The sequence below is a fragment of the Telmatocola sphagniphila genome (assembly GCF_018398935.1).
GTDB classification, from domain to species: domain Bacteria; phylum Planctomycetota; class Planctomycetia; order Gemmatales; family Gemmataceae; genus Telmatocola; species Telmatocola sphagniphila.
In genome coordinates this window covers 6,484,272-6,509,287 of the sequence record NZ_CP074694.1, presented here as the reverse complement: position 1 = coordinate 6,509,287, position 25,016 = coordinate 6,484,272, and the positions used below count along the sequence as shown (strand labels likewise).

Genomic DNA, 25,016 nt, shown 5'->3' with positions numbered 1-25,016 from the left:
TGTCGGTTTTCGATTTGGCCATGATCGGCGGTCCCCATCACAAGCAAGCTTAAAGGACGGACTAGCGCGAGCTTATCTCAACCCTAAGTATTCCATAGCACACGGTTTGAACGGAGTAAGCCAGTTCTTCTGGAAGAATCCTTGAAGAGGCGAACTCGAGGTCCGGGAGTCTTCTCGGATGCGACGGTGACTTACAGATTCAAATGCAAACCTAGTACGTCTTAGCAGGAAATTTTCCTATTTTCACACTTTTTTTGAAGTGAGACCAAATAATATTTGCAACTATTGTAAAAAACTCGCCACTCTACCACAAAATCAAACGGTCTTATAATAATAAAATCGCGAGGCGATCCCTTTTCCCTAATTTTTTCGAAATGCAAGAAACTAATACATTCTGTGCGTAATTCCTATGCTGAGCGCTTTTTTTGGCCGTTCGGTAATCTTCACAATTCATTGAGGATCGCATTGCTCGTCTCGCAAATTTCCTGAATCGGCACGGAATGTGTATTCACTTTTGACGCGAACAAATTGAAAGATGAAATGTCTCTCCCAGTATATCACTGGAAGAACGGAGTGTACGGAGTCATGGTTGCCACAATCGGGTTAAGCCAACCCATCACGAAGCCAGAGCAAACTTCAACCGAGACAGAGATTGTCGAAATCTCCCTGCTCCTGCCGCGCTGGCAGATTCAGTTGATGGAAAACGTCGCCCAGCAACGGGGTATGAACCTCGCTCAAATGCTTCGTCGCATGATCGGTGCAACTTTCGCCCCGCAGACGGTTTCCCAGTCCTGATGCAGCTTTTTTCTTCCCCCCGTTGACTTCATGCACGGGGGACAATAACCTAGAAGAACAATCGGGGGTGTAGCTCAGTTGGGAGAGCGCTTGAATGGCATTCAAGAGGTCGCAGGTTCGACTCCTGTCATCTCCACTCGTTGAAAATCTGCCAGTTTGGTCATTTTGAAACACTTTTTGTCGCTTTGACATTCTGAATTCTTTATCAAAACGCTCCAAGTAAGCCACAACCAAACTCTCACTGAATCTTCTTCAAGCCAGTGAACGCCGTTCCGACGGACTGCTTTTTAGGCAGCGAGCAATAGGCAAAGCTCCCCGGGTAAGATCCACTCGAAATTCCCTACAGGAATTCGCCCTGATTCGGATAAGATAAAAGCGCTTTTTTCGAATAGAATTAGGACATGGCTGAAGAAGAAATCATCGACACTATCCCGCCTGACTGGCCGGAAGAATTCAACGCTCCGGTAGCCAAACTGGGACCCCCGCTTTCCGTCCACCGCTTTACTCAGCGCATTTTTCGCGAACGACTGGTCTACGCGATCGGCGGCATTCTCCTCTCAGGCGTGCTGAACTACCTCTATTGGTTCGTCTTTAATATCCGATTCGCGGATAAGTTCATCTTTCTACTGCTGTTCGGCCCGCTGATTTTCAGCATCGCCATGATCGGCCAGATCCTCCGACACCGTGGCCTCTGGGTCCTGCGCTTCCCCATGGGCCTGCTCTGCTGGAAACGCGGAACCATTGTCAGTTTTCCCTGGGACGAACTGCAATCGATCAGTTTCAAGAACTATCACGGTTCCACGGCGGCCGCCCCCTGGTACGATGCGGAGCATCCCCAGGTGCAGGAATGGAAAGTCGCCGTGCCACTTCTGAAAGCGGCCGGCCAGTTTCAAACCATGCAGATGACCATCCTTCGCGAAGACGGCGAAGAGCTCACAATCCCAAGTTCGCTGGAGAATTCGGCCTCGCTGGGCGAGCGAATTCAAGCCGAAGTCTTCTCCCGCAAATGGCCGGCCCTTTGGCAGCAGTATCAATTGGGTGAGAGACTCGAATTCGGCGAACTGGTCGTCGGCCCGGGCGGCCTCAGCCACAAGAAAGACTCCCTCGCCTGGTACGAATGCCAGTCGACCCTGATCACCTCTGGAACATATTCCATCTTCCGGGTCGGTCGAAAACGCCCCTGGAAAATGTTCCCGATTGCCTCAATCCCCAATCCGCATATTCTTTTCTGGCTGATCGAAAAAGCTCGCCTTCCCAATGTCAGCGACAGTGTGGAGGAAGAATAAGCGGAAATGTAAGGATCTCTACGACTTGCCTCACCTGATGAACTCGCATTCAATGAGTTTCATAATTCCCCTAAAGTCCCGCCTCTAGCTCCGAGGTGAAATTTGGCATCGCCCCTGGTCCGCCTTTTCGAAATGCAGCCCAATCAAGTCGGCGAATTTTTCGCTCTTCTCACGGAGCGTCAAAAGAGCGAATCGCGCGACCGCAAGCCCTACTTCCTCTGCCGATTCAAGGACGCCAAGCGCACCGCCGGAACTCTGATCTGGAGCGATTCTTTTCACTTCGACGATTGCGAAAAAACCTGGCAGATCGGTCGATTCTACCGGTTGCGGGCCAAATACATCGATCACAAAGAATTTGGTTCTCAGATCGAACTGCTGGGCCTTCGTCCCGTTAACGAAAAGGACCGGCGGGAAGGTTTCACCGAAATCGAGTACATCGAGCGTTATCGGAAACCGCCCGAAGAAGCTTTTTCTGCGCTGTGCTCCCTCGCGTCGGAACGGCTACTCGATACTTCCCTGAAAAATCTCGTTCTTTATCTGCTTGAAACCCATCGCGAGGCCTTGCTGCGCCTGCCCGCCTCCCCGAAGCACTACTACCCCTTTGCCGGCGGTTGGCTGGAACATACTCTGCGCGTCGCCGAGCACAGTCTGATTCTGGCCGAGCGGTATCGAACGATCTACGCCGACTCACAACCGCCGTTGAATACCGACATTGTGCTGGCCGGAGCAATCTTGCATGAGATCGGCCGGGCCGTGGAACTTCGGCCCAGTCCCGAATTTTTCGACTGGACGGAAACCACCATTGAGGGACGACTGGCGGGACATTCCATTCTCGGGCGGGATCTGGTTCGTCAGGCCGGCGCCCTCTTTCCCGAACTCCATCCGCACTTACTCAAGCTTCTCGAACATGTCGTGCTGGCTCATCTGGCCCTGCCGGAATGGGGCTCGCCGCGATTGCCCGCGGTTCCGGAGGTCTTGATCGTTCATCATGCGGACGATCTGGATGCGAAAATGGAAATGTTTCAGCGCTGTCTGCGCAATGATCCAAGTTCCCGCGACTTCACTGAGCGGGATCCCATTCTGGGACGACAACTCTGGAAGAGCCGGGAAGTGTAGAAGAGGCGACGACTCCTTCCGGCTGGGCAAAAATCGAAAGACGATGGAACCGGGGAATAGCTATAAAGGCTAGACCCACCGTTTTTTTCCCCCAGGATTCCTCTCCATGCGCCGAATTTCGATTCGATTTTTTGCCGCGTTAACTTTTGTCATGGGACTAGGTCTCTCTCTACTGGCCCAGGAAAAGAAAAACGAACCGCCGAAACTTGAAGGAGAGATGCTTCGCTTCGAGTTCAAGGACAGCAAAATCTTTCCGGGCACCACCCGCACCGTTTCCGTCTATGTCCCCAGGCAATACGACGGAAAGACCCCGGCCTGCGTTCACGTCAATCAGGACGGCATTCAATTCAATGCTCCCCAGGTTTTCGACAAGTTGATCGCCGCCAGGGAAATCCCGGTGATGATCGGCGTCTTCATCCCGCCCGGTGTGGTAAAAGCGGCCGATTCGAGCAAGGCCCTGGATCGCTTCAATCGCAGTTACGAGTATGATGGGCTAGGCGATGCCTATGCCCGATTCCTCCTGGAAGAAATCCTTCCGGCAGTCGAGAAATTGCAAACCCAGGATGGTCGGGCCATTCGCCTTTCCAAGAGCGGCAACGATCGCAGTATTGCGGGAACTTCCAGTGGAGCCATCGCCGCGTTCACGGCCGCCTGGGAACGCCCGGACGCGTTCACACGAGTCTTCAGCGGCATCGGCACCTACGTCGGTCTGCGGGGGGGCCATAACTACCCGACACTGATCCGCAAAATGGAACCCAAACCGATCCGCATCTTCCTGGAAGACGGCAGCAACGACAACAACATCTACGGCGGCGACTGGTGGATCGCCAATCAGGCGATGGAACGCTCCTTCCAGTTCATGGGCTACGAAGTCGATCACAACTGGGGGGAAGGCCGGCATGATGGCCGACATTCGACGGAACTCTTCCCGGATGCTTTCAAATGGCTCTGGAAGAACTGGCCCGAGCCCGTGAAAACGCCCGAAGGTTCTGCCGATTTCAAAAAGACCTTCTTCCCCAAGGAAGGCTGGAAACTGGTCGGCGAAGGCTACCAGGCCACTGAAGGGCCGGCCGTGAATGCCAATGGCGAGGTCTTCTTCAATGACGTACCTCGCTCGAAGACTTATAAGGTCGATCTCGAAGGCAAGGTTTCCGTATTCCTGGAGGCCAATAGCCGCAGCGACGGGCAGATTTTTGGCCCGGATGGCAGACTCTACGCCGTGGCCTCCGGTGTGGACAAAATCATTGCTTATGATCCCAAAGGCGTGGGAGCCGATATCGCCAGCGGCTTCAAGGGTAACGATATCGTGGTTTTGCAGAATGGCAGCAAGTACGTCACCTTCCCCGATTGGGCTAATCGCCGGCAGAGCGAGATTATTTACATCAGCCCGATGGGTGAGAAGAAAGTGGTCGACAAGGGCCTGCGCTTCTCCAATGGCATCTGCACCTCGCCCGATCAGACTTTGCTCTACGTCTCCGATAGTGCCACCCACTGGGTGTACAGTTATCAGATCCAGCCCGATGGTTCTCTGAAGTACAAACAGAAGTTTTTCCACCTGCACGTGCGCGATAGCGAAGACGAGAGCGGTGCCGATGGTATGCGAGTGGATACCGAAGGGAATCTCTACGTAGCCACCCGCTACGGCATTCAGATTTGCGATCCCGTTGGCCGAGTGCACATGATTGTTCCGACGCCCAACGGCAAGCTGGCAAATCTGACCTTCGGAGGGAAAAACTTCGACACAATCTACGCGTGTTGCGGAGATAAAATTTATAGTCGAAAGGTGAAAATCAAAGGGTGCAATGCTTTTCAGGATCCCATCAAGCCACCCCGTCCCGGCCTGTAATGAATGCGGAAAACCTAATCAGCTTCGCCTTTCGGTGAAGCTGTTTTCTTTTGCCAGCGAACAATTTCCTCTTTCAACTCTTCCAAAGTCTGCCCGCAAAGCGTGCGAGGCAGTCGCCGGGATCGCAGCCGTCCTCTCGCACGGTAACTTAGACTACCGCCATCGAGGGGCTGCAAATCTTCTCGCGAAATGATGAGCGTGTCCTTCCAGGTAACGGAGATGAGTTCGTTATCCAGCAGATAGATTCCGTACGGCGTTTTCTGCCCGGCCTGTTGGGTTTTCAGAACGGTCGTTCGGGGAGGCACTCGACAGAGAATCCCATATCCCACCCCGAGGAACCCAACTCCCGTAAAAAGAGGGAGATAGCTGCAGGCGTATTTGGGCCAGTCACCTAACGGACCTTGCACGCAGCCGTAGGAACCGATTAGCACCAGTCCCGTCCCCACGGTAGCCACGGCCGCTCCCAACAAGAGCGGCCGCCCATAATGAGCGATGGTGAACTCTTCCGGAAAGAATTTTTCACCGGTTCCCAGGGGAATTTCTCCCGAAATCTTTCGCTGAAGCGTATCCGATAGTTTCTCGTAGCTGGCCGTGATAAGAACTCCCGATGGGAAAAGTTTGATGCGGTTTTTTCTCGAGATTTTCTCGTGAAATGGCCTCTTTATCCGCTTTCCTCAAAAATTATTTTTTTTGAGTGAGCAAATCGCCGTTGGGCATCGTTTATATCTAATTGGAGGCCCGCATAGATCTAAACGAGAGGCTCTATGGTGCTCGACACGGATTGTCAGCAACTACCAGTCGCTATTGTAAAAAACCGATCGAACTGGTTCTATGTCCCTATGGAACGTTCCATGATTCTGAGTAGTAAGTGGCTGCCGCGACTTCGTCCGGAACCCAAGCTACCGATGACGTCGAACCGTCGGGGCGCCAAACTGACCGTCCTGAACCTCGAAGCCCGCAACGGCCCCTCCGCTCTCGCGGCGCTCGATGGCAGCTTCACTTTCCTTCCTCAACAACCGGCATTGATTTCCCAGTACGATGCCTCCGTGCCAGCCACCGCCCCGCCGACGCGAAGCCAGTTACCGACTTCGTCGGCCAGCTCTACCGAAGTTACCTTTTCGGTTTTTTCCTCCGTCGAAATAACAGCCGCTGGGCCGCTTTCGAACTTCGCAGCGCCGCCAGCTAACGATCCGCTTACCTCTTTTGATCGTGGTAATCTCTTAAACGGATCGGGTCTGGGCGATTCGCTGGTCGATTTGTTTGTGCCTACGGCGCCTGTGACACCTGCACCTGCCGCGGCTACAACCTCGCTTCCCGAAAATGTTCAAGCGGTAGCCAGCGCGAATCCGGGCTACGCCTCCCCTTCGACCGCCAGTACCGCTGATCTGCTGAATTTTCTGCCCGGCTCGACTCGTGTGGCCGCAGGGTTATCGAATCTCGGCACTGCCAACCAATTCTTCGCCATTACGCATGCAGCGTTGGTCACTCCCCCCGCTGCCGGCCCCAGCAGTCCCGCTTCTTCGAGCTCCTTACCGAACGATTCTCCTTTCTCAAACTCGTCGGATCTCTCCACCACGACGGCGGGCACCGATCCCGGCACTAACTCCAATAGCTTCACCCCGATCGATCTGAAGATCAGCGATGGCGGGGTGCAGACCATCAACCTCCCGGCGACCCCGCCGACAACGAACGTCGATCAATCCAACCCGGATTGGATTACGACGATGATGGCCCCGGTCAACTCGGCGACGATGCCAACGACCATGGCCGTCTCGCCACATGGGGCTACCAGCGATTCCATTTCGCTCAGTTCCCCGAAGATAGTTATTGCGAGTGGAATTTCCGGCAGTCAGCAAGTTCTCGAATCGAGTACCAGCCTCTTCACGATCAACGTCTCCCAGACGACCAGTTCCAACCTTCAATTGCAATATACTCTGGCGGCCTACGACGCTAATGCCATGCTGGTAACGGAACGGGTAGCCAGCATGGCCCCCGCTACCAACTCCATCCCGGTTTTGGCGGGCCCGCAACTCGAAGGAAGCTCCCCGGAGATTGTGACTCTAACACTTCACGAGAATATTTCTTCTCAAGTCGCGGGCCGTACGGTCACTCAATTTATGATTTCAGGTCCGGCTCGACCTAGCGACGGGGCCCTGTTCGAGGCGTTCCGACAGAGCGGCTCCCGCGAGGCCTTTAATGCTCTAACGTCCCAGTATCACGGCCCGGTACTGAATTCTTGCCTGCGAATTCTCGGCAATTGGGCCGATGCGGAAGATGTTTGTCAGTTTGCGTTTTTGGCGCTGACACAACTGCAAGTTCGCTTCCCCTCCAATTTGCAGTGGTGGCTACAAAAAGTGGCCCGCAACTCCGCCATCAGTTTGTTAAGATCCCGCAAGCGCCGGAAGATGCGAGAACGCGCGGCCGCGAAAGAAGAAACACTGGCTTCCGATTTGAAATCGCTGTTTCTCAGTGAAGAATTGTATGCCGCACTTCAGAAACTCTCTCCGCCGTTACGTGAAGCGATCTCGTTGAGATATCTGGAAGGAAGATCGCAAAAAGAAGCGGCCCAGATCCTCGGCTGTCCGCGCGGCACGATCTCACAAAGAACCACCAACGGCATCAACCATTTGCGGCGCATGCTCTCCGAGGAACCAATCCTGGAGGGTGAACAACCGGTGATGACTCCTAAAGCGCGATAGCAACGGGCTGAAAACTTCATTTGGTTTAATTGGAATTGGTCTCGGGACAGGAAAGTACCGAGACTTAAGCTTGCAGATTTTCCAGCATGGCCCGGAGCGGCACTAATCGCTGACCCCGTTGCTCATCGATATCGAGTTCTTTCAGAAAGCGTTTTCGCAGTCGGGCCTGCACTTCATCGAGTGCGTTCTCGGAATCGTTCCGCAAACGAATGCAGCCCCCGGCCCGGCGATCGTGCCCGCCCGCTTTCCCCATTCGACCGACCACACGCTGCAGCATCTCGCCCGCCTGGGCTCCATGCAAGGACGTCCGAACGGAAAGAATCAGCTTATTTTCCCAGACACCGCCGCAGACGGCCCAGTCGACCTTCTCGAAACGGACCATGAAGTCGACGACTTCGGCGGCCTGTTCCGGCTGTGGGAGATCGTTGACCCAGCTGATAATCAGCCGGTCGTAAATGAAGGAGCTTTGCAGCGCTTGCAGCAAACATTCGAAGTGGCTGTGCGGCAAACGAGCATTGCGAATCTGCGCCAGCAGATTCTTCTCGGCCAGGGGATACAAAAATTGCAAAGCCCCATCGTCGCAAGGGGTGGCTTCGCGCGGAAAGCCGCAGACTTCCGTTTCGATGCCGTACAGCAGAGCCGTGGCCACGCGATCCGGAACATCGATTTCCTGTTCCAGCAGATATTTTGTCACTAAGGTGCAGGTGGCCCCAATATGGGGACGAATATCGTGAAAAGGAATTCCCTTGAGATCGCCACCCGTTTCGTGGTGATCGATCACGGCTTTCAAGGGGGCGTCTTTACCGATGCTGTGACGGCCGGTGTTCGGCTGGCTATCCACCATCACGACGGCGTCGCCGGCTTTCCAGTGAATTTTTTCTACCGGCAGCAGTTCCAGATTGAGCAGTTCGACCATGGCCTTATTCTCGGCCCGGCTCACAATTCCATCGCGAGTGATGCGTGTGGGAAGTTGAAGTTTTCGTTCTACCAGATGCGCCAATCCCAGCATGCTGCCGAGACTATCCGGGTCCGGATGCACGTGAGATATAAAAGTCACCTGCTTGGCTTTCGCCAAAGAGGTCAGAAAGCGATCCGACCGACGAACACCGGGAGTCGATTTCCCGTTTAAATGGACTTTGCCGTTAAGCAAAGCGGCGTCGGCGCTGCGTCGCGCCATAGGAGGGTAACCTCAACCTCTGTCGCAGGTATGTGTCCATACACATCAGCTGGCCAAATCCAGACCCACCAGAGGAATTACCATTTTTACCCTTTTGGAAGGCCGCAGCCAAGACCCAGCAACCCAATTCCCAGTGAAGTTTTTACAAAAGCACCCGTGCGGATGGATACCGGAAACAACTCTCAAAGGAATAGATGGACGAATATTTCAGCTTTTTCCGGAATTTCCGGTCTCTAAATTAAAGAAAAATGAATTTGGCGTGTATTTTGTAGGTGATTACTCGGCATTCACTCAGACTATCTCATGAACTTCACTTAACGACACTCTCACAACAGTCTAACTTAAATTTCTCGATTTCTTTTCCGAGCCTGCACCCGGTTTTTCACCCGGCTACAAAAAATAACAGTCTTTGCAGGACGAATTACTTGTACGCCCAAACTTTTGAGATGCTCAATGCATCAAGGATTGCACGCATGGTTGCCAATATTCTCCATGAATTTGGCGGTCGTGGTATTGGGACAATTACGGGGATGATTCTTGGGGGTGGCCTGACATTTCTCGTCGGCCGCTGGCGAAGACGCAAAGAACGCCTGAGCGTCATACACGGCGACGCTCGCGATACGGTGGTCATTCATCTGCATCAGGTGGAAACCCGCGAAGTCATCAACCCCAACGATGGCTCGATTCGGGAGGTACCCGATGTCGTCCGAATCCGGGCTCTGGGTCAGGCCGAGATGCGGCGAGTCATCCCCAACGGGCACTTGGCCGATATCCTGCTGCATCGGGCCAAGTCGGTAACGCCGACAAATACGATCATCTCCATGGAAGGAATCGAAGGTTCCTACCTTTTGGAAACCCTCACCGGTTTTGTGTGCGATCGAACCGCCAACGCTCCTTTCGAGCATGACCTTTACGTCATGGCTCCCTGCTGCGAGCCCAAGGAACTCTCGCGGCACCAGCCGATTTCCATCATCCTGATCCGGAAGAAACACCTTCTGATGTTCCGGGACTGGAAAGACGTCCGTATGGTGAAGGTAGAGCACAGTAACGAAGGGGCCCGAATTTTGACTCTGATGCAAATGGCCCTGAGATTCGATGCCGAGCAGGAGCGGATCTCCTTGATGCGGGCGGAAGGCAAGCGGGTGACCTACGAGGAGACGATGTACCTGCTGGATCTGGCACTCGATGACCGTACGGCGAGCTTGCCGATCAAGCCGATCCCTTGGGGCCGGTTCGAAAAGGTGTTACTCAGTCTGAATCTGGAATAATGCCCCGGCGATCGGATGATAGGAGGGTGTCTCCCCTCCTATCGCCGACGTCGATTCGTAATGTGAGAGTTATTTCCAAGTTCCAGGTTCGGTTCATTTAGCTATGGCCTACCGAAATTTAATCGAATGCGTCCGCGACTTGGAACGGCATAAGCAACTGGTACGGATTGATTGCGAAGTCGATCCCTATCTGGAAATTGCGGAAATTCAGCGTCGATTGTACGCCCGGTCGGGCCCCGCCGTACTCTTCACGCGGGTCAAGGGCTGTCGGTTTCCGATGCTCGCCAACTTGTTCGGAACTCTGGAACGAACTCGTTTTCTCTTTCGCGACACTCTCGATTCCGTCCGCCAACTGATCGAAATCAAGGCCGATCCCAGTCAGGTGATGCGGAACCTTTGGCGTTTCCGCCGGGCTCCCTTCACCGCTTTAAAGATGTTGCCCCGAACCCGATCAAACGGGGCCATACTCGCTAACCAGTGCCGAGTCTCCGAGCTCCCGCAATTGGTCTGCTGGCCCAACGACGGCGGAGCGTTTGTCACTTTGCCCCTGGTTCTCACGGAAGATCCGCACAAGCCCGGCTGGCAGAAATCGAACCTGGGAATGTACCGGGTTCAGCTCTCCGGGAACGAATATCTTCCCGACCAGGAAATTGGCATCCACTATCAGATTCACCGGGGCATCGGGGTGCATCATGCTCATGCCATCCAGGCTGGGAAGCGGCTTCCCGTGGCGGTTCTGGTAGGGGGCCCTCCCAGTCTGACGGTCTCAGCTGTCATGCCGTTGCCCGAAGGATTACCGGAATTGACCTTCGCGGGGGCTTTGGGAGGGCGGGCTATACGGCTGGTAAAAATCCCCTCGCGGAAATATCCTGGCTTAGTGTACACCGTCCCGGCCGACGTCGATTTTGCGATTCTGGGCGTTATCGATACTTCCAAAACCAAGCCGGAAGGCCCTTTTGGGGACCACCTGGGCTATTACAGCCTGCGACACGATTTTCCCTGCCTGGATGTCGAAACGGTCTATCACCGTCGCGATGCCATTTGGCCCTTTACTGTCGTGGGCCGACCCCCTCAAGAGGATACTTCCTTTGGGGAATTCATCCACGAACTGACAGGACCTATCATCCCCACAGTAATCCCGGGAATAAAAGCCGTACATGCCGTGGATGCGGCTGGAGTTCATCCTCTGCTGTTAGCCATCGGCAGCGAACGATATGTGCCCTATGCTCGCAAGCGTAAACCTCAGGAGTTGCTCACCACGGCCAATGCTGTACTTGGGCTAGGGCAACTCTCGCTGGCCAAATTCTTACTCATCGTGGCCCGCGAAGATGATGAAAATTTGGACATCCACGATATCCCGGCTTTTCTTGCGCATCTTTTGCAGCGGATCGACTGGAAAAACGACCTTCATTTCCAGACTCGAACAACTATTGATACTCTCGATTATTCCGGAAGCGGCTTGAACGAAGGTTCCAAAGTGGTGATGGCCGCGGCCGGGCCGGTGCGACGCCAACTCTGCACGCAAGTTCCAGCAGGTTTGAGACTTCCCGCCGATTTTACCGATCCGCGCCTGGTGCTGTCGGGCATCGTGGCTGTGCGCGGCCCGCGCTTCGAACCGGGTAAGCCGTTCCCGGAGTTCTCCAATTTTCCGGGTTCGGAAACCTGCCCAATCCTGACAATTGTGGACGATAGCGATTTCTCCAGCCAATGTTTGAACAACTGGCTCTGGGTCACTTTCACCCGAACCAACCCGGCCGCGGACCTCCATGGAATCGGCGAGTTTCTCGAACAGAAACATTGGGGCTGTAGCGGGCCGTTGATCATCGACGCGCGGATCAAGCCGCACCACGCTCCCCCTCTGATTGAGGACCCGGCGGTCACGCGAAAAGTCAACTCCCTGGCAACCTCGGGACAACCCTTACACAACTTGATCTGATTTCCCCTCACAACCGACATTTGATTTCGACGGTTCAAATGTACATTATTAAAAAACGAACAGAACAATAGTTGGCCTGCTCTTTTGAATTGGGCGGGTGAACCGCGGCGATTCATTAAAGTGACGCGAAATTAATTGTTGAAAATTTATTGGGGAAGTGAACTAAATTCGCTGTTCATTCGTCCACTTAGTGGAGGAAAAGTTGAAAATTCGAGGTTTTTCTCATTTTTTGCAGTTCCGAATACTATTAATTGGGTTTGTTATTACAGCTGAAAGATTTGGTAAAGTTTCAGATATGAACTATAATGCTGTAGCTAAAAGAGAACTCCTCTTTCATCGACACATTACGGATGAATAGTCCGCACTGAATATAAGCCGCTGTGGAAAAGCTGTGGAATCAGCTAAAACCGCTTTCGAAATTTTGGTTTGCTTTCGAAAGTTGTGGACCGGCGGTCTTGCTCGGCGAACCAAAGGAGACGGGACCATGCTCGTCCTGTCCAGGAAGAAGAACGAAAGCATCGTCATCAACAACGAAATCACCGTCACCGTGATCGAAATTCGCGGCGATAAGGTGAGACTCGGTATCGTTGCCCCCAAGGATGTCCCGGTGCATCGCCAGGAAGTTATGGACGCTATTCGAGCTTCCGAAGCTCCCAATATCAAAGTGATTCATTCGGCCGATACCCCCAATTAGACCGACTTTTCCCTTCCGTTAAGCCGGCTGCACCTTAATTCAACTCCTCGCCAAACACCCGTTAATCGAGCTGATTCCCTCCCATTTTTGTCTTCCGCGGCCCGAGATAAACCGCTTGGGAACCATTTTTGATTGTTGACTTCGGATTCAATCTTTGGAACATACCTTTCTGATGATTCCCACCCGAACTCTCCATTCCAAGAGGTAAATTCCATGCGTCGACTCTTCTTCGGCCTGGCCCTGCTGGCTTCGGCTTCCATCATGGCTTACAGCTCCAACTCCACAGCCCAGGAAAAGCAGAAAACGGACAAAGTCCGCGCGTATCTGCAACCCAAGGAGGCCGGACCCGACTTTGAAAATCAGGGAGAATACGTCGGCGAAGTTACTGAAAACGGCAAGACCGAGAAAGTCGGCCTGCAGCTCATCAGTAAAGGCGATGGCAAGTTCCAGGGCCGAATTCTTCGCGATGGTCTGCCGGGCGACGGATGGAACGGCAAGGATAGTCTGGCGATTACTGGACTAACCAACGGCGACAAGGTGGAATTAGACTTCGATCTGAAGGGGGAAAAAAATCAGGTCGGGACCGTTTCGGGTGGCCAGGCAGTGCTGAAAAAAGGAGAAATCAGCCTGACATTGAAGAAGGTCGAGCGGAAGTCCCCCACTCTCGGAGCCAAACCTCCCGAAGGAGCTCTCGTCTTATTCGATAAACCGGAAGATTTGAAAGCCAACTGGAACGGCGGCAAAATCGCCGAGTTACCCGATGGTAAATTCCTGCAAGTGGCGGGAAATGTGAAGACGAAGAAAGCCTTCACGAATTACAAGATGCACGTCGAATTCCGACTGCCCTACATGCCGCGTTCCAGTGGTCAGGGCCGGGGCAATAGCGGCGTCTACATGCAGGATCGTTATGAAATTCAGGTTCTCGACAGTTTTGCCCTCAAAGGCGAAAACAATGAATGCGGTGGTATCTACACCATCGCCGCCCCGAAAGTGAATATGTGCCTGCCGCCGCTGCAATGGCAGACGTACGATATCGAATTCAAAGCGGCCGAATACGACTCCGCCGGGAAGAAAACCAAAAATGCGCATGTGACCGTTTCCCAGAACGGGACCCTCATCCAGGAAAATCAGGAAATTCCCAAATCAACTGGGGGCGGCCAGGATGAAAGCCCCAAACCGGGCCCGATCCAGTTACAGGATCACGGCGACCCGGTGGTTTATCGCAATATCTGGATCGTGGAGCAGAAATAGTGGCGAGCGCGACGAAACCCGGCCGATTGGAGAGCCGCTGGAAAACCAGCATTGAAGATTACGTCGTCGCGGCCCTCTGGTCACCTCGACAGCATCTGATCGCGGCCGCCGGGATTGGCGGAGCGATCTTCCTTCTTAATCCTGCCGACGGCTCGGTTCTCCGCAAACTGTCCGGCCATGAATTCGGGGCGAGTTCCCTAAGCTGGCACGCGGAGGGATCGCTTTTGGCCAGCTGCGGTCAAGACGGCCAAGCCCGCATCTGGAATGCCGATACTGGTGCCTGCCTGCACGAACTGGCGCTCGGGGCCAGTTGGGGCGAAAAAGTCCTCTTCCATCCCAAAAGCGATTTGCTGCTTACCACGGCCGGGAAGAAAATCAAACTCTGGAATTCACAAGGCCAACTGCTTCAGTCGTTCCAGGATTCCAAAACTACTATCGCCGATGTCGTCTGGGCTCCAAAGGGCAAGGGCTTCGCCTCCGCGACGTATGGCGGCGTGACACTTTGGAATGAAGATAGCCCCGAGCCCGCGCTGACCTATCCCTGGAAGGGAAGCCTCCTCGTAATCGCCTGGTCGCCAGACAGCAAGATGATTGCCGGTGGAGCACAGGATGCGTCGGTCCATTTCTGGTACACCAAGGATGGCCGGGATCTCGAAATGACCGGCTATCCGATCAAGATCCGCGAACTCTCCTGGGAGGCTAAGAGTTCCCTGCTGGCCACGGGCGGTGGTCAGATCGTCACCATCTGGGACTGTACCGGCAAAGGCCCTGCCGGAAGCGAACCGATCAGCCTCGAGTATCACGAACTTCCCATCTCCGTTCTGGCTTTCCAGAATCGCGGCCCCCGACTCGTCTCCGGCTGCAACGGCGGAAAACTCGCCCTCTGGGAACCCCGGGCGGCCTCCCGAACTCTGGCGACGCTCGAACTCTCTTCCAAGATCACTGCGCTCTCCTGGGGGAAAAGTGATGAAAAAATCCTCGTCGGCTGCGAGGATGGAAGCATATCCCTACTTCTGACTTGAGAGATCCCGATGGATGCGATCTTTGAAGCTGCCGAGCACATCCGCCAAGCCCGCTATGTCACAGTTTTGACGGGGGCCGGGGTCTCCGCCGAGAGCGGCGTCCCCACGTTCAGGGCTTCCGATGGACTCTGGGAAGGCCACCACATCGAGGATGTGGCCACCCCCGAGGGGTTTCGCCGAAACCCGCATCTCGTCTGGGAGTTCTATAACGAACGACGAAACAAATTAAAGCAAGTCCGCCCCAACCCGGGCCATTACGCCCTCGTGGAACTCGAAAAACGATTTGCGGAACGATTCACCCTGGTAACCCAAAACGTCGATGGCCTCCATCAGCAGGCCGGGTCGAACACTGTCGCCGAGCTGCACGGGAGCCTCTACCGAACCCGCTGCACCGGTTGCAAGGACCTTCGCATTCACGATCTGGAACCGCTGGGCGAACTTCCCAAATGTCAGAAATGCGACCGACTACTCCGGCCCGATATTGTCTGGTTCCGCGAAGAGTTGCCGAAGGAGGTCTGGCAACGAGCGTATCTGGCCGCGCAGGCCTGCGACGTCTTTTTACTCATTGGCACCTCGGCGGTCGTCTACCCGGCGGCCGGGCTGGCTCAGATCGCTCGCAATCGCGGGCCCGCCGGCGATGAAGGGGCGACGATCATCGAATTTAATTTGGAAGAAACCGCTGTCTCCAACTCAGTCGATCTCGGCGTCTATGGCCCCTCCGGCGTCACGCTCCCGAAGCTTATAGAACAACTCTCGATGAATCCTTCCTGATCGAGTTCGGAAGGAATCGCCGACCCCAAGCGGAACGGAGGGCAGCATGCCTGCACGCAAGATCGAAGGAATCAGACTGGCGAAGGTGATCAAAGCGGAAATCGCTCTGGAAGTCGCCCGGCGGGTGGCCGACGGCAAACATCCCCCGGGATTAGCGGCCGTGCTAGTCGGCGAAAATCCTGCCAGTCAGGTTTACGTGCGCAACAAGCGAAAGGCCTGCGAAGAAGCCGGGCTGAACAGCTGGCTGCATCATCTGCCCGCTGACACCACTCAGGAAGAACTGCTCAAACTGGTTCACACGCTCAACCAGGATCCGAAGGTCAACGGCATCCTGGTTCAACTGCCCTTACCCAAACACATCGACGAAGAGACCATCCTCCGCGCCGTCACACCCTTGAAGGATGTCGACTCATTTCATCCGGAAAATGTCGGGCTCCTGATGACTGGCCATCCGCGATTCATGCCCTGCACCCCGTTCGGTGTCCTGCAGATGCTGAAACGCTCGGATATCGAAACGGCCGGCAAACGGGTCGTCATCCTCGGCCGCAGCAATATCGTCGGCAAACCCCTGGCGCTGATGATGATGCAAAAACCCTCCGATGCGAATCCTCATGCCGGGGATGCCACGGTCACCGTCGCCCATCGCGGCACCAAGCATCTCAAGGAAATCTGCCAACAGGCGGAAATATTGATTGCGGCCATCGGAGTACCGAATTTTGTCACGGCCCAGATGGTTCAGCCGGGGGCCGTCGTCATAGATGTGGGAATCAATTCGGTGAACGGCAAACTTTGCGGGGATGTCGATCCAGAAGTTGGCGAGGTCGCAGCGGCTTTGTCGCCGGTACCCGGGGGGGTTGGCCCAATGACCATTGCAATGTTATTGCAAAATACTTTGAAAGCGGCCACAATACACCAAACTTAGCCCGGCCTCATCCGACGAGATGTTATGAATCTCAAACTGACGATCGCAACACGCGCCGGTCTGGGTATTGGGGCCATGCTGGGAACGGCAACCGCCCTTTACCTGGGTCGATCGATCTTCATACCGCTGGTCATCGCCATTCTGCTGGCCGCGATGCTCTGGCCCTTCGCCAGCTGGCTGCATCATCGCCTGAAATTTACCTGGACCTTCTCCGCCTTTGCCGCCATCAGCGTTTTGATTCTTCTGAACGGGGCGATCTTCTCTGCCTTCGCCATCACGGTTCCGCGGGTCTTACAGGAGATCCCGCGCCCCAGCGACGCAGAGGGGCAGAAAGAGATCTACTCCCGAGTCCGTGAGAAACTTTCGCTGCTCGTACCGGATGATGCCCGACTCAGTAAAGCCTTCCCCAAAGATCCCGATGAATCCTCGGTCTTTGAGTATGCCCGCAAGTTTCTGACGGGCGAATACATCACTAACAAAATCCTGGAACTCACCCAGATTGGTACTTCCTGGCTCGTGCAAAGCCTATTGATCCTGTTCATTCTGCTCTTTCTCCTGCTCGAAGGAGAAATGCTCGCTCGCCGGATCAAAGAGATATTCGGCCCCTCCAACACTACCCGGGCGGCGGTTACCGCCACTCTTATGGAAATGGCGGAGGCGGTGCGTACCTACCTGATCTGGCGAACGCTCGTGAATGCCGGGCTCGGATTATTTCTCGGCACTATCTACCAGCTGATTGGTTTGCACGAACCCTGGACCTGGGGTCTCTTTACCATGGTCCTCTGCTACGTTCCTTACCTGGGGACACTCGTCGCCGGCCTGCCACCCATTCTCGATGCCTTTTTCTCTCTGTCCCCCTGGGCAGCGTTGGGAATTATGGTTTTCTACGTAATGGTTGTGACCTTCGAGGGGTACGTCATAGTGCCGGTCGTGATGGGACGCAGCATGTCGCTGAACGCTACCACCGTTCTTTTGACCTGCCTTTTCTGGGATTTGGTCTGGGGGACCCCGGGATTATTCCTGGCGATGCCCATCATGGCCGCAGTTAAAGCCGTTTTAATGCATGTGGAAGGATACGAAGCTTGGGGGAACCTGATGAGCACCGAATCGGCCGTGGAGCATGCCGCCAAGCACCCAACTCACAAAATTGCGACCTCCAGTCGATCGGAGCTAGTGGAAACCAGCGATTCGATCCCTTCTAGCCCGAAAATCTAATCGAAATTCGTTCTTTCCGGCGCAAATCGAATGCCACGTTGCCAGATATTTTCAAATTTCAAGCAAATTTTTCTCTAAAACTATTTGACGTTACCCGGGTGGTTTCTAAAACGAATTATTCTCCAATAACGTCACCAAGCACGCAGCTTTGGCAGGTAATAGAGCGATGGCCAAGCAGGTAACAGCCCAGATTAAACTCCAATGCCCCGGCGGGCAAGCGACTCCGGCACCACCGGTCGGCCCCGCCTTGGGTGCTCACGGCGTGAACATCGGCATGTTCGTCAAGCAGTTCAACGACCGAACTGCGGACAACAAAGGCATGATGCTTCCCGTGGTTATCACGGTCTATTCGGACCGTTCTTTCGAATTCGCCATCAAGAGCCCGCCGGCAGCGATTCTGCTGAAGCAGGCAGTTGGCATTCCGATCGAAAAGAAAAAAGGCGGCGAACTGCTGCCGGCGGAAGAAAAAGCCAAGAAGACCGGCAAGTACAAAGGCTTCAAAGTTTCCCAGAAGCAGCTTCTGGAAATTGCCGCCAAGAAGCAGAAAGACCTCAACGCCCGAGACCTCGATCATGCGGCTCGGATTATCGCGGGCACGGCCCGCAGCATGGGCCTGACGGTCGAAGGATAAACGGAAGTTATTGACACCACTGCGAAGCCCTCTAAAGAGGGGCGGTGGTTTTTTCGCTAAATGTGAATGACCTTAGAGTTGGATAAGCCATGGCTGATGAAGTAAAAAAACCGGAAGCTGAAGCCACTGCCACTGTGGCCCCCTCGGGTCAGGCTCCCGTTGCCAGTGAAGGTCGAAACAAGAAGAAACGCCCGGGTGTCCCGCCCCGACGCGGCAAAAAGCTGCGAAACCTGCTGAAGAACCAGGAAACCAAGCTGAGCAAGGAAAAGGGGCAGACCGTCAAGAAGGCGATCGCCACCCTGAAGTCAATCAAGCGAGCCAAGTTCGACGAGACCGTTGAAGTTCACATCAAATTGGGTGTGGATACGACGCAGAGCGACCAGATGGTTCGCGGTAGCGTGCCGCTGCCCCACGGCATCGGCAAGTCGGTTCGCATCGTTGTGTTCTGCCAGGGCGATAACGTGGCCAAGGCGAAAGCCGCCGGAGCCGACTTCGCGGGCAGCGACGATATCATCGAAAAGATCACCAAGGAAAACTGGCTCGACTTCGATGTCGCCATCGCGACTCAGGACATGATGGGCAAGGTCAGCCGCCTCGGTAAGGTCCTCGGGCCACGTAACTTGATGCCGACTCCCAAGGCCGGCACAGTGATTCCGGCTTCGGGCGATATCGCCGCCGCCATCAAGGAATTCAAGGCCGGTAAGGTGGAGTACCGAGCGGACAAGGGCGGCAACGTTCACGCCGGTGTGGGCAAGCTGAGCTTCGATGAAGACAAGCTGGTCGAAAACATCGCGGCTTTTGTCGATCAGGTGAAAGCGGCCCGTCCCACGGGTGTGAAGGGCAACTATGTGGAGAACGTCACTATCTCCGCAACCATGAGCCCGGGCATCGCCGTCGGTTTCTAAATTTAGGCCCTGCCCCACTGGCCGGGCAGTGGAATTTCAGAATTTCAGGCGATGAATGTCGCCTCCAGATACGCGGAAGACGCAAATGAGCAAGCTAGTCAAGAAGATGGAGTTGGATGCCCTGACCAAGACCTTCACCGGGGTCAAGGATATGGTGCTGCTGGCGCCCGAGAAAATCGGCTCGCTGCTCGAATACAACATCCGTAGAGACCTGCGAGCCAAGAAGGTTCGCCTTCACATGGTCAAGAATACCCTCGCTCGCAAGGTCTTCAAAGAAAACGGCGTGGTCGTCGACGACAAGTATTGGTCGGGCACGACCCTGGTCGCCTGGGGCGGCGATAGCATCAAGGACCTGAGCAAGGCCGTCGATGCCCTGATGAAGGATATCGTCAAGAAGAACCCCAAAGACGAAAACAAGCTGAAGGTCAAAATCGCGGTCGCGGACGGCAATAGCGTCTCGCTCGATCAGGCGATGAAAATGCCCACCCGGCTGGAAGCCATTGGCGAGATCATCTCCATGATCATGGGCCCGGCCTCGGAAATCGCGGGGGCTCTGACCGGACCGGCCTCTTCGGTCGCCAGCCAGATCGCCAGTATCGCCGATGGCAAAGCGGGAGTCGAAGCGACTCCGGCCGCTTAAGGATTATCAACTAGTTCACTGCTTTTTTGCTATTACGCAGGCCGATTGCTTCACCGGCCGATTTTTAACGATAAGGATAAGTACGATGTCTGCTGAAATTCCTGCCGAAATCAAGGAACTTGGTGATAAGATCGCCAAGCTGACGATCATTCAAGCGGTCGCTTTGAAGGAATACCTGAAGAGCGAATACAAGATCGAACCCGCCGCTGGTGGCGGCGTGATGATGGCCGCAGCCGCTGGTCCCGCTGCAGCTCCCGAACCCAAGGTCGAACAGACCGAATTCGCGGTCGTTCTCGAAGCTGGCTTCGATGCCGCGAAGAAGATCGGCATCATCAAGGTCGTTCGCGAACTCACCGGCCTGGGCCTCAAGGAAGCCAAGGATCTGGTCGAAGGCGCACCGAAACCTGTCAAGGAAGGTGTGGACAAGGCTACCGCCGAGAAGATGAAGAAGTCTCTCGAAGACGGTGGCGCCAAAGTCTCCATCAAGTAATTGCGTTAAAGTTCTAAAAATACGAAAAACCCGCCTCCCCTTATTGAAAGGGGGGGACGGGTTTGTTATTATTAACTTGACAAACTCTGGGCATGCGTTCTAAGGCCTGCACGTTCGGCCGCGCAAAAGCCCCAAGCGAATCTGTCGCACCGTGACACTGGGACTCCATAAGGAGTTTAGTGCTGCGATCGATTCATGGATTAGCATCCATCCTATTAAGCGCCGTGGTGACAATGCGTGCATCTATATCGCGTTGGTTGGCACTCGCAGCCAGAGATTTTTCGTCCTTGTCGCTATTGCAGGAGTTACCATCGCGTTCACTCGAACCCCCGATGGGATCCACGTTTCATACACATGCATAATTGATTCTGGCTATCGACGCAAGGTCCGTTATTCAAATACCGGATCTTTTGGGTATTTTTTTGACTTTTTTCCTCGGGGAGGAGCGTGGCTATGCCCATCCCGGCAAACCGTATCATTCGACCGAAACTGACCCGCAACTTTGGACGCTTCGGCGACGCCGTTGAAGTTCCACCGCTGACCGACGTACAAACTACGTCGTACCATCGTTTTCTGCAACTTGAGAAGAGTATTGCAGATCGCGAAAATGTCGGCCTGGAAGGCGTTTTGCGCGAGATCTTCCCCATCGAGTCCTACGACAAGAAGATCAGCCTCGAGTACGTCAAATACGAACTCGGCAAACCGCGCTACGACACCGACGAGTGCCGACAACTCCGGCTGACCTACGGCCGACCCTTCAAAGTCTGGCTGCGACTTCGCAAATCGGACGGCTCGGCCGTCGAAGAAGAAGTCTATCTGGGCGACATGCCGATCATGATCGGCGGGGGCGAATTCATCATCAACGGTGCGGAACGCGTCGTCGTTTCGCAGCTCCACCGCTCCCCCGGTGTCGACTTCGTCATGGAAACGGAAGCCGATAAGAAGCTTCACTCCTGCCGAATCATCCCCGAGCGCGGCTCCTGGATCGAAATCAACGTCACCAAGAAAGACACCCTGGGCGTTCGTATCGACCAATCCGGGAAATTCTCCGCAGTCACCCTGCTGCGTGCGATGGAGCCCGCTTATTCCACCAACGCAGCGATCCTGCGCGAATTCTTCAAGCCGGAAACCATCAAGCTCAGCAACGCCGCCGGCAAAGTCAAGCTGGTCGGCGATGTCGCCAATGGCGTGAATCCGATGATCGCCGAAGATGACGTCATCGATCCCGAAACCGGCGAAGTCTACCTCAACAGCGGCGAGCCCTTCACCAAGGAAGTGCTCGACAAAGTATCGCTGTCGATGCTCAAGGAAGTCACGGCCATCCCGACGCCCAAGGATAGCCTGATCCTCGCCTCCATTGTCGAAGATGGCAGCGATTCGCACGAAGCCGCTTTGCTGAAGATCTATCAGCGTCTGCGTCCCGGCAACCCGCCGCAACTGGAGAAGGCCAAGGAGCTCTTCAAAGAGAAGTTCATGGACCCGAACCGTTACCGGCTCGGCAAAGTGGGGCGCTTCCGCATCAACCGCAAGTTCAATCAGAACGTCCCGGAAACGGAAATGACCCTGCGGGCGGTCGATTTCGTCAATGCCATCAAGTATCTGCTGAAGCTCCGCGACCAGGAAAAAACTGAGGCGGAAGAAGCCGTGTTCCAGGTCGACGACATCGACCACTTGGGGAATCGCCGTCTGCGAACCATCGATGAGTTGGCCGCCGACGAACTCCGCAAGGGCTTCCTGAAGCTGCGACGCACCGTTCAAGAGCGCATGGCGATCCGTGAACAGCAGGATATGTCCCCTCGTTCGCTGATCAACCCCAAGAGCGTTTCCGCCGCCATCGAATACTTCTTCGGTCGCTCGGAACTCTCACAGGTGGTCGACCAGACCAATCCGCTCTCGCAGTTGACTCACGAACGGCGTCTCTCGGCCCTGGGGCCAGGGGGCTTGAACCGCAAGCGAGCCGGCTTCGAAGTGCGAGACGTGCACATCTCCCACTACGGCCGAATCTGTCCGATCGAGACTCCCGAAGGTACGAACATCGGTTTGATCTCGAGCCTCTCGATCTTCTCCCGAATCGACGAATACGGCTTCCTGACGACGCCGTATCGCAAGGTGAAGAACAAGAAGCTGACCGAAGAAATTCAGTGGCTGCGAGCCGACGAGGAAACGAGCCTCTGCGTGGCCCCGGCCGACGCGGAAACCGACGGTAAGGAATTCGTTCACGGCATCACCGGCCGATTCGCCGGCGACTTCCAGACGATCCAACCCGAAAAGATCGATTACATCGACGTCTCGCCGAAGCAGATGGTCGGCGTCTCGGCCGGTTTGATCCCGTTCCTCGAGCACGACGATGCGAACCGCGCCTTGATGGGTTCAAACATGCAGCGGCAGGCGGTGCCTTTGCTGGTTACCGAACCTCCGATCGTCGGCACGGGTCTGGAAATCGACGTGGCCCGGAACTCGGGCATGTGCGTACGGGCCGAAAAGCCCGGCACGATCACTTACGTCGATGCCCTGAAGATCGTCGTGGACGATCAGGAATATCCGCTGCGGAAATTCGTGGGCCTGAACGAACGAACCTGCTTGAATCAGAAGCCGCTGGTACGCATCGGCGACAAGGTCAAGAAGGGCCAGATCATGGCCGACGGGGCCGCCACCTATCAAGGCGAACTGGCCCTGGGTCGGAACGTGCTGGTCGCGTTCATGTCGTGGGAAGGTTACAACTTCGAAGACGCGATTATCATCAGCGAACGTCTGGTGAAGAACGATACCTACACTTCGATTCACATCGAAGAGTTCGAAATCGAAATTCGCGAAACGAAGCTCGGTAAGGAAGAGTTCACCCGCGATATTCCCAACGTCAGCCCCAAGGCTCTGTCGAACCTCGACGATCATGGGGTCGTGGCCATCGGAACTTACGTCCGACCCGGCGACATCCTCGTCGGTAAGGTTTCTCCGAAGAGCCGCAGCGAACTGACGCCCGAAGAAAAGCTGTTGCATGCGATCTTCGGCCGCTCAGGCGAAGACGTCAAGAACGACAGTCTGGAAGTCCCTTCGGGTATCGAAGGCATCGTCATCGACACCAAGCGGTTCAGCCGCCGGGCCAGTATGACCGACGATGAGCGCAAGGCCGTCGATAAGGAACGTCGCGACATCGACACTCGTTACAACAAGCTGATTGCGGATCAGTTCCGCAAGTTTGCCGACGAACTGGCCGAAGTCATCGACAAGAAGGACATGAAGGATCCTTCCACCGGCAAGCAGATTGCCGCGGATAAAGACGACAAAGTGGTGGCTGAGCAGGCCGTGGCTTTCAAAGTCGAATACCTCGACGTTCGCTCTCCCGCGAAGAGCGAGAAGGTCAAGTCGCTGCACAAGACCCACAACGACCGGATTTTGCATTACTCGGAAGAACGCGAACGGAAGATCAACTCGCTTAATCGCGGGGATGAACTTCCCAGCGGCGTGCAGCAGATGGTCAAAGTATACGTGGCCACCAAGCGTCAGATTTCGGTCGGCGACAAGATGGCCGGTCGGCACGGGAACAAGGGGGTTATCTCCAAGATCCTGCCGGAAGAGGATATGCCCTTCCTGGCCGACGGTACACCGGTCGACATTCTGCTGAATCCGCTGGGCGTTCCCAGCCGTATGAACGTGGGTCAGATTCTGGAGACTCACCTCGGTTGGGCGGCGGCCAAGCTCGGCTTCAAGGCGGTCACTCCGGTATTCGACGGAGCCACCGAAGACGAGATTAAGCAGTGCCTGAAGGACGCCGGAGAATCGGTTTCCGGCAAGAGCGTGCTGTACGACGGACGTACCGGGGAAGCTTTCGACCAACCGGTCACGGTCGGCTACATCTACATGCTCAAGCTGCATCACCTCGTCGACGACAAGGTGCATGCCCGAGCCACCGGTCCTTACTCCTTGATCACGCAGCAGCCTCTGGGCGGTAAAGCCCGCTTTGGCGGTCAGCGTTTCGGGGAAATGGAAGTGTGGGCGCTCGAGGCTTACGGAGCGGCCTACATTCTGCAGGAACTTCTGACCGTGAAGTCGGACGACGTCGAAGGACGTACGAAGATTTACGAGTCGATGGTCAAGGGAGAAAACACCCTGGAAGCCGGTACGCCCGCTAGCTTCGATGTGTTGACTCACGAGATCCGAGGTCTGGGCTTGAACATGCAGTTGGAAAAGAAACGGGTTCTGTAGTGAAGTTCGCGTCTGTGGCAGAGCGAACCGTTGTTAAACCCTGAGGCGTAGCAGAGCGTTTTTCCTGATAAACACTCTGCTGCGTGGATCTTAACAGCGACTCGAAGCGGAGCGTTATTGCGAAGAAATGCTCCTCTTCGATTTGCTGT

Annotated in this window: 20 protein-coding genes and 1 tRNA gene; 19 read left to right on the top strand and 2 right to left on the bottom strand. The window is 55.1% G+C overall.

Annotated features, from left to right (window positions below):
• Positions 1-540: 540 nt before the first annotated feature.
• The 5 genes from KIH39_RS26115 to KIH39_RS26095 all read left to right on the top strand — a co-directional run bounded on the left by KIH39_RS26115 (position 541) and on the right by KIH39_RS26095 (position 5,043).
• Positions 541-795: a hypothetical protein gene (locus KIH39_RS26115; RefSeq protein WP_213497056.1), complete on the top strand. Its 255-nt coding sequence runs from the start codon at positions 541-543 to the stop codon at positions 793-795.
• A gap of 63 nt (positions 796-858) precedes the next feature.
• Positions 859-931, top strand: a tRNA-Ala gene (locus KIH39_RS26110).
• Between the two features lie 265 nt (positions 932-1,196).
• A complete protein-coding gene (locus tag KIH39_RS26105; RefSeq protein ID WP_213497054.1) occupies positions 1,197-2,081 on the top strand; it encodes a DUF6585 family protein in 885 nt (294 codons plus the stop codon).
• Between the two features lie 102 nt (positions 2,082-2,183).
• The gene (locus KIH39_RS26100; RefSeq protein ID WP_213497052.1) at positions 2,184-3,197 is read left to right on the top strand and encodes an HD domain-containing protein; all 1,014 of its coding nucleotides are present in this window, start codon (positions 2,184-2,186) and stop codon (positions 3,195-3,197) included.
• Positions 3,198-3,303: 106 nt separating this feature from the next.
• Positions 3,304-5,043 (top strand): SMP-30/gluconolactonase/LRE family protein, encoded by a 1,740-nt coding sequence (locus tag KIH39_RS26095; RefSeq protein WP_246539436.1) that lies wholly within the window; start codon positions 3,304-3,306, stop codon positions 5,041-5,043.
• 14 nt (positions 5,044-5,057) lie between these two features.
• Here the strand turns inward: KIH39_RS26095 and KIH39_RS26090 are convergent, their stop codons facing one another.
• Complete coding sequence (locus KIH39_RS26090) at positions 5,058-5,498, bottom strand: hypothetical protein (protein ID WP_213497050.1); 441 nt, start codon at positions 5,496-5,498, stop codon at positions 5,058-5,060.
• 396 nt (positions 5,499-5,894) lie between these two features.
• On the opposite strand from KIH39_RS26090, the gene KIH39_RS26085 reads away from it, so the two are divergent.
• Entirely contained in the window at positions 5,895-7,742 is a 1,848-nt protein-coding gene (locus KIH39_RS26085; RefSeq protein ID WP_213497048.1) for an RNA polymerase sigma factor, read from the top strand.
• A gap of 64 nt (positions 7,743-7,806) precedes the next feature.
• On the opposite strand, the gene KIH39_RS26080 is transcribed toward KIH39_RS26085, so the two are convergent.
• The gene (locus KIH39_RS26080; protein WP_213497046.1) at positions 7,807-8,919 is read right to left on the bottom strand and encodes a DHH family phosphoesterase; all 1,113 of its coding nucleotides are present in this window, start codon (positions 8,917-8,919) and stop codon (positions 7,807-7,809) included.
• 473 nt (positions 8,920-9,392) lie between these two features.
• Here KIH39_RS26080 and KIH39_RS26075 point away from each other — a divergent pair, with 473 nt between their 5' ends.
• The 13 genes from KIH39_RS26075 (at position 9,393) to rpoB (ending at position 24,867) form a co-directional block, all read left to right on the top strand.
• Positions 9,393-10,187: a hypothetical protein gene (locus KIH39_RS26075; protein ID WP_213497044.1), complete on the top strand. Its 795-nt coding sequence runs from the start codon at positions 9,393-9,395 to the stop codon at positions 10,185-10,187.
• A 103-nt stretch (positions 10,188-10,290) separates the two neighbouring features.
• A complete protein-coding gene (locus KIH39_RS26070) occupies positions 10,291-12,123 on the top strand; it encodes a UbiD family decarboxylase (RefSeq protein ID WP_213497042.1) in 1,833 nt (610 codons plus the stop codon).
• Positions 12,124-12,607: 484 nt separating this feature from the next.
• On the top strand, positions 12,608-12,817 hold the full coding sequence (gene csrA, locus KIH39_RS26065) for a carbon storage regulator CsrA (RefSeq protein ID WP_213497040.1): 210 nt from the start codon (positions 12,608-12,610) through the stop codon (positions 12,815-12,817).
• A 213-nt stretch (positions 12,818-13,030) separates the two neighbouring features.
• Positions 13,031-14,068: a 3-keto-disaccharide hydrolase gene (locus tag KIH39_RS26060; protein ID WP_213497038.1), complete on the top strand. Its 1,038-nt coding sequence runs from the start codon at positions 13,031-13,033 to the stop codon at positions 14,066-14,068.
• Positions 14,068-15,090, top strand: a complete 1,023-nt coding sequence (locus tag KIH39_RS26055) for a WD40 repeat domain-containing protein (RefSeq protein ID WP_213497036.1) — start codon at positions 14,068-14,070, stop codon at positions 15,088-15,090. The genes KIH39_RS26060 and KIH39_RS26055 overlap by 1 nt, the downstream gene beginning before the upstream one ends.
• 9 nt (positions 15,091-15,099) lie before the next feature.
• On the top strand, positions 15,100-15,861 hold the full coding sequence (locus KIH39_RS26050; protein ID WP_213497034.1) for an SIR2 family NAD-dependent protein deacylase: 762 nt from the start codon (positions 15,100-15,102) through the stop codon (positions 15,859-15,861).
• Positions 15,862-15,907: 46 nt separating this feature from the next.
• Entirely contained in the window at positions 15,908-16,783 is an 876-nt protein-coding gene (gene folD / locus KIH39_RS26045; RefSeq protein ID WP_213497032.1) for a bifunctional methylenetetrahydrofolate dehydrogenase/methenyltetrahydrofolate cyclohydrolase FolD, read from the top strand.
• A gap of 24 nt (positions 16,784-16,807) precedes the next feature.
• Positions 16,808-17,998: an AI-2E family transporter gene (locus KIH39_RS26040; RefSeq protein WP_213497030.1), complete on the top strand. Its 1,191-nt coding sequence runs from the start codon at positions 16,808-16,810 to the stop codon at positions 17,996-17,998.
• Between the two features lie 166 nt (positions 17,999-18,164).
• Positions 18,165-18,629: a 50S ribosomal protein L11 gene (rplK, locus tag KIH39_RS26035; RefSeq protein WP_213497028.1), complete on the top strand. Its 465-nt coding sequence runs from the start codon at positions 18,165-18,167 to the stop codon at positions 18,627-18,629.
• A gap of 89 nt (positions 18,630-18,718) precedes the next feature.
• Positions 18,719-19,534: a 50S ribosomal protein L1 gene (rplA, locus tag KIH39_RS26030; RefSeq protein WP_213497026.1), complete on the top strand. Its 816-nt coding sequence runs from the start codon at positions 18,719-18,721 to the stop codon at positions 19,532-19,534.
• Positions 19,535-19,619: 85 nt separating this feature from the next.
• Positions 19,620-20,174, top strand: a complete 555-nt coding sequence (rplJ, locus tag KIH39_RS26025; protein WP_213497024.1) for a 50S ribosomal protein L10 — start codon at positions 19,620-19,622, stop codon at positions 20,172-20,174.
• Positions 20,175-20,259: 85 nt separating this feature from the next.
• A complete protein-coding gene (gene rplL / locus KIH39_RS26020) occupies positions 20,260-20,664 on the top strand; it encodes a 50S ribosomal protein L7/L12 (protein WP_213497022.1) in 405 nt (134 codons plus the stop codon).
• A 453-nt stretch (positions 20,665-21,117) separates the two neighbouring features.
• The gene (rpoB, locus tag KIH39_RS26015) at positions 21,118-24,867 is read left to right on the top strand and encodes a DNA-directed RNA polymerase subunit beta (RefSeq protein WP_213497021.1); all 3,750 of its coding nucleotides are present in this window, start codon (positions 21,118-21,120) and stop codon (positions 24,865-24,867) included.
• The last annotated feature ends 149 nt before the right edge of the window (positions 24,868-25,016 follow it).

What these genes read in the sequence shown, in the direction of transcription:
- KIH39_RS26075 (WP_213497044.1), top strand. Translation starts at nt 9,393, where the DNA reads ATGGTTGCCAATATTCTCCATGAATTTGGCGGTCGTGGTATTGGGACA.
- KIH39_RS26080 (WP_213497046.1), bottom strand. Translation starts at nt 8,919, where the DNA reads ATGGCGCGACGCAGCGCCGACGCCGCTTTGCTTAACGGCAAAGTCCAT.
- KIH39_RS26095 (WP_246539436.1), top strand. Translation starts at nt 3,304, where the DNA reads ATGCGCCGAATTTCGATTCGATTTTTTGCCGCGTTAACTTTTGTCATG.
- rpoB (WP_213497021.1), top strand. Translation starts at nt 21,118, where the DNA reads ATGCCCATCCCGGCAAACCGTATCATTCGACCGAAACTGACCCGCAAC.
- KIH39_RS26105 (WP_213497054.1), top strand. Translation starts at nt 1,197, where the DNA reads ATGGCTGAAGAAGAAATCATCGACACTATCCCGCCTGACTGGCCGGAA.
- folD (WP_213497032.1), top strand. Translation starts at nt 15,908, where the DNA reads ATGCCTGCACGCAAGATCGAAGGAATCAGACTGGCGAAGGTGATCAAA.
- KIH39_RS26070 (WP_213497042.1), top strand. Translation starts at nt 10,291, where the DNA reads ATGGCCTACCGAAATTTAATCGAATGCGTCCGCGACTTGGAACGGCAT.
- KIH39_RS26050 (WP_213497034.1), top strand. Translation starts at nt 15,100, where the DNA reads ATGGATGCGATCTTTGAAGCTGCCGAGCACATCCGCCAAGCCCGCTAT.
- KIH39_RS26115 (WP_213497056.1), top strand. Translation starts at nt 541, where the DNA reads ATGTCTCTCCCAGTATATCACTGGAAGAACGGAGTGTACGGAGTCATG.
- rplL (WP_213497022.1), top strand. Translation starts at nt 20,260, where the DNA reads ATGTCTGCTGAAATTCCTGCCGAAATCAAGGAACTTGGTGATAAGATC.
- KIH39_RS26060 (WP_213497038.1), top strand. Translation starts at nt 13,031, where the DNA reads ATGCGTCGACTCTTCTTCGGCCTGGCCCTGCTGGCTTCGGCTTCCATC.
- KIH39_RS26085 (WP_213497048.1), top strand. Translation starts at nt 5,895, where the DNA reads ATGATTCTGAGTAGTAAGTGGCTGCCGCGACTTCGTCCGGAACCCAAG.
- rplA (WP_213497026.1), top strand. Translation starts at nt 18,719, where the DNA reads ATGGCTGATGAAGTAAAAAAACCGGAAGCTGAAGCCACTGCCACTGTG.
- csrA (WP_213497040.1), top strand. Translation starts at nt 12,608, where the DNA reads ATGCTCGTCCTGTCCAGGAAGAAGAACGAAAGCATCGTCATCAACAAC.
- rplK (WP_213497028.1), top strand. Translation starts at nt 18,165, where the DNA reads ATGGCCAAGCAGGTAACAGCCCAGATTAAACTCCAATGCCCCGGCGGG.
- rplJ (WP_213497024.1), top strand. Translation starts at nt 19,620, where the DNA reads ATGAGCAAGCTAGTCAAGAAGATGGAGTTGGATGCCCTGACCAAGACC.
- KIH39_RS26040 (WP_213497030.1), top strand. Translation starts at nt 16,808, where the DNA reads ATGAATCTCAAACTGACGATCGCAACACGCGCCGGTCTGGGTATTGGG.